The following is a 4,089-nucleotide window of genomic DNA, read 5'->3' as shown; positions in this document are numbered from 1 at the left end:
CTCCTGGCGGTGCATCAGGCCGTGGTTGGTGCGGGCGGTGGCGATGTGGACGGTGCCGACCGGCTTCATCGGCGTGCCGCCGCCGGGGCCGGCGACGCCGGTGATGGCGACCGCCAGGTGGGCGTTGGAGGCCTCCAGGGCGCCCTCGGCCATCATCCGGGCCACCGGCTCGGACACCGCGCCCAGGTCGGCGATCAGGTCGCCAGGCACGCCCAGCAGCTCCTGCTTGGCGCGGTTGGAATAGGTGACGAAGCCGCGCTCGAGCACGTCCGAGGCGCCGGGGATCGAGCAGATCGCGCCCGCCACCAGGCCGCCCGTGCAGCTCTCCGCGGTGACGATACGCAGGGACCGCTCCCGGGCCTCGTCGATGAGCAGGCGGGCGAGGGTGACGATCTCGAGCGGAAACACGGGCTGACCTCGAAAAAACGCGCTAGGCGACGGCGGAGCCAGACCACAACATCCGAGCCGCGTCACCGATTCAAGGTTCAAAGCGCCCATGACCACGATCGCGGCCGAGAAGGCCGGAGTAAGGCCGCCGCCGGCCCTGTTCGCCGTCACCGTCTTCTCCAGCGCCGCCCTGGTCTTCCTGGTGCAGCCGATGGTGGCCAAGCTGGTCCTGCCGCTGCTGGGCGGCAGCCCGTCGGTGTGGAACACCAGCATGGCCTTCTTCCAGCTCGCCCTGCTGGCCGGCTACGGCTACGCCCACCTGCTGCAGAAGATCCATTCGGTGGGCCGCCAGGCGATGGTGCACGGCGCGGCCCTGCTGATCGCGGCGCTGGCCCTGCCGCTCCGGGTCAACGAACTGGTCGGACCGCCGTCGTCGGAGCATCCGAACCTCTGGCTGATCGGGGTGCTGGCGGTCTCCATCGGGGCGCCGTTCGCCGTGCTGTCGGCCACCGCGCCGCTGGTCCAGGCCTGGCACGCCCGCACGGTGGGCGCGGAGGAGGGCAAGGAGCCCTACGTGCTCTACGCCGCCAGCAACCTGGGCAGCCTGCTGGCGCTGCTGGCCTATCCGGTGCTGGTGGAGCCTACGATGACGGTGCTGGGCCAGCGGATCGGCTGGAGCCTCGGCTACGGCGCCTTCGTCCTTCTCATGGCGGCGCTCGCCGTGGTGGTGGCCCGGGCCCGCGACCGGGTCCCGCACGTCGCCGAGGTGCGCCGGAGCGCGCCGGTGCCGTGGCGCGACCGGCTGATCTGGGTGGCGCTGGCGGCGATCCCGTCGAGCCTGATGCTGGGGGTGACCACCCACATCACCACCGACGTGGCCTCGGCGCCCTTCCTGTGGGTGATCCCGCTCGCCCTCTACCTCCTGACCTTCATCATCGCCTTCCAGGAGAAGCCGGCGATCCCGCCGGCCCTGACGCTGGTGCTGCAGGCCGCGGCGCTGGCCGGATGCGCGGCGCTCCTGCCGTTCAAGTCGACGAACCTGCTGATCCAGCTCGTCGTGCACCTGGCGGCCTTCTTCCTGACCGCGCTGATGTGCCACCAGCGGCTGGTGGCGCGGCGGCCGGACCCGGCGCACCTGACGGAGTTCTACCTCTGGCTCTCGGTGGGCGGCGTGGTCGGCGGGGCGTTCAACGCCTTCGTCGCCCCGGTGATCTTCAGCAACGTCTGGGAATATCCGGCGGTCCTGGCGCTGGCGGTGCTGGCCCGGCCCTGGGGACCCGCCCGGATCGAGCCCTGGAGCTGGGCCATGCTGATCCTGGGCGTGGTGGCCGCGGCCGCGACCCCGGTGCTGATGACCTTCGCCCCGGCGCTGGAGACCAAGCCGCTGGTCGGCGACTTCAGCCAGTCGGACTTCTTCGAGCTCGGCGTGCGGGTGCTGCTCTGCGCGGCGGTGATCGCGGCCTTCCTGGTGCGCAAGCACGCGCTGTTCATGTTCGCCGTCGTGGTGGTGATCTCGTTCGGGGCCAACGCCACGGCCGACCGGGTGAACACCACCGAGAGCTGGCGGAGCTTCTTCGGGGTCCTGCGGCTCTCCAAGACCGAGGTGCCGGCCCGCGGCGGGGAGGTGCGCATGCTGGCCCACGGGACCACCCTGCACGGCGCCCAGGCGACGCACCCCTACTGGTCGTGCCAGCCGATGGTCTACTACACGGTGGGCACGCCGATCGGGCAGGTGTTCCTGCGCCAGCAGGAGGCGCGGCCGCAGGGAACGCGGATCGGCGCCGTCGGGCTGGGCACCGGCTCGGTGGCGGCCTACGTCCGGCCGGGAGACAGCCTGACCTTCTTCGAGATCGATCCGCTGGTGATCCGCGTCGCGCACGATCCGAAGAACTTCACCTACACGACGGCCTGCGCGCGGGGCCCGATCGACTTCGTGGTCGGCGACGCCCGGCTGACGGTGGCCGAGCAGCCGGACGCGAGCTTCGACATCCTGCTGATCGACGCCTTCTCGTCCGACGCGGTGCCGGCGCACCTGCTGACCGTGGAGGCGGTGCGGGGCTACCTGGCGAAGCTGAAGCCGGACGGGGTGCTGATCCTCCACCTCTCCAACCGCAACCTCGACCTCCTGGGCCCGGCCCAGGCGGTGGCCAGGGCGGCGGGCGGCCACGGTTTCCTGCAGATGCGGCGGGTGATCGGCGACGGGGCCGTCTGGGAGGCCGACGAGGACGCCATCGTCATCGGCCGCACGCCCGAGGCCGTGGCCGCCTACGGCCGCGACGAACGCTGGCTGCCGCTCGACCCGACCAAGGCGCGGCCCTGGACCGACGACTACACCAACCTGCCGGGCGCACTGTGGCGGAAGATGCAGGAGCGGTACGCGTGGCTGCCGGGGTAGGGCTGCCGGGGTAGGGCTGCCAACTCAGGGAGCTCGCGCCCCTTCCTCCTCGATGGAGGAAGGGTAGGGATGGTGGTGATCGCAGGGGATCGGGGTGAAGGGCGCCGATTGGCTCCGCGCCCACCTGCGCCATCGTCCTCGGCTCGGCGGCCACACCACCACCCAACCCTCCTCCATCGAGGAGGAGGGCTTCGGGCTGCTAGAGCGGGGTCTCCACGGAGACCACCGCCTGGGCCATGAGACCCTCCTCGCGGCCGGTGAAGCCCATGCGCTCGGTGGTGGTGGCCTTCACGCTGACGCGGTCCACGGGGATGCGCAGGAGCTCGGCGATGCGCTGGCGCATGGCGTCGCGGTGCGGGCCGATCTTCGGCCGCTCGCAGATCAGGGTCAGGTCGGCGTTGAGGATGCGGGCGCCCTTGGCCGTGGCGAGCTTCACGGCGTGGGTCAGGAACTGGTCGGACGAGGCGCCCTTCCAGCGCGGGTCGCTCGGCGGGAAGTGGGCGCCGATATCGCCCTCGGCGATGGCCCCCAGGACGGCGTCGGTGAGGGCGTGCAGGCCGCAGTCGGCGTCGGAATGGCCGACCAGGCCCAGGTCGTGCTCGATGCGGATGCCGCAGAGCCAGACCACGTCGCCGGGGCCGAAGCGGTGGGCGTCGATGCCCTGGCCCATGCGGATCAGCCGGCGCGAGGCGGCGAGCTGCTCGGCCATCAGGAAGTCCGCCGGGTAGGTCAGCTTCATCAGCATCGGGTCGCCCGGCACCATGGCCACCGAGCCGCCGGCCCGCTCGACCACGGCGGCGTCGTCGGTGGGCTCCTCGCCGGTGGGCCAGCGGCGGTAGGCGGCCTTCAGCCGGCCGAACCGGAAGGCCTGCGGCGTCTGCGCCCGCCAGAGCCCCTCGCGGGGCACGGTCTCCTCGACCAGGCCGTCGCCGCGCTTCAGGGTGTCGGGGACGGGCAGGGCGGGCACGGCGCCGTCGGCGAGGTCGAGGGCGGCCAGCAGCCGGTCCACGTGCTCGCGGGTGACGAAGGGCCGGGCGGCGTCGTGGACCAGGATCGGCTGGTTGCGGCCGGCGGTGATGGCGGCCAGTCCCGCCTGGACGGAGTCGGCGCGGGTCCGGCCGCCGGTGACGGCGCGCCAGTTCTCGAGACCTTCGAGGGCCTCGTCCACCTGAGTCAGGCGATCGCGGGCGACGACGACCACGACCTCGCGGGCGCCGGCCGAGAGCAGGCCCTCCACCGACCAGCGGATGACCGGGCGCGAGCCCAGCATGCGCCAGGCTTTCGGCTCCCCGGGACCCGCCCGCAGG

3 protein-coding genes are annotated in these 4,089 nt (G+C 72.5%); 1 reads left to right on the top strand and 2 read right to left on the bottom strand.

The genetic code is table 11. The features are described 5' to 3' along the window. The coding region (locus V7Z97_RS19625) for a CinA family protein (protein WP_334165188.1) at positions 1-408 on the bottom strand (408 nt) is incomplete at its 3' end. An 88-nt stretch (positions 409-496) separates the two neighbouring features. Here V7Z97_RS19625 and V7Z97_RS19620 point away from each other — a divergent pair. Continuing rightward, on the top strand, positions 497-2,782 hold the full coding sequence (locus V7Z97_RS19620; RefSeq protein WP_334165187.1) for a spermidine synthase: 2,286 nt from the start codon (positions 497-499) through the stop codon (positions 2,780-2,782). A 199-nt stretch (positions 2,783-2,981) separates the two neighbouring features. Here the strand turns inward: V7Z97_RS19620 and V7Z97_RS19615 are convergent, their stop codons facing one another. After that, positions 2,982-4,088 (bottom strand): bifunctional 2-C-methyl-D-erythritol 4-phosphate cytidylyltransferase/2-C-methyl-D-erythritol 2,4-cyclodiphosphate synthase, encoded by a 1,107-nt coding sequence (locus V7Z97_RS19615; RefSeq protein ID WP_334165185.1) that lies wholly within the window; start codon positions 4,086-4,088, stop codon positions 2,982-2,984. Position 4,089 lies beyond the last annotated feature (1 nt).

The sequence above is a fragment of the Phenylobacterium sp. genome (assembly GCF_036821595.1).
In the GTDB taxonomy this organism is placed as follows: Bacteria; Pseudomonadota; Alphaproteobacteria; order Caulobacterales; family Caulobacteraceae; genus Phenylobacterium.
Note: the sequence above shows the minus strand (reverse complement) of the source record. Positions and strands in the feature narration are given on the sequence as shown.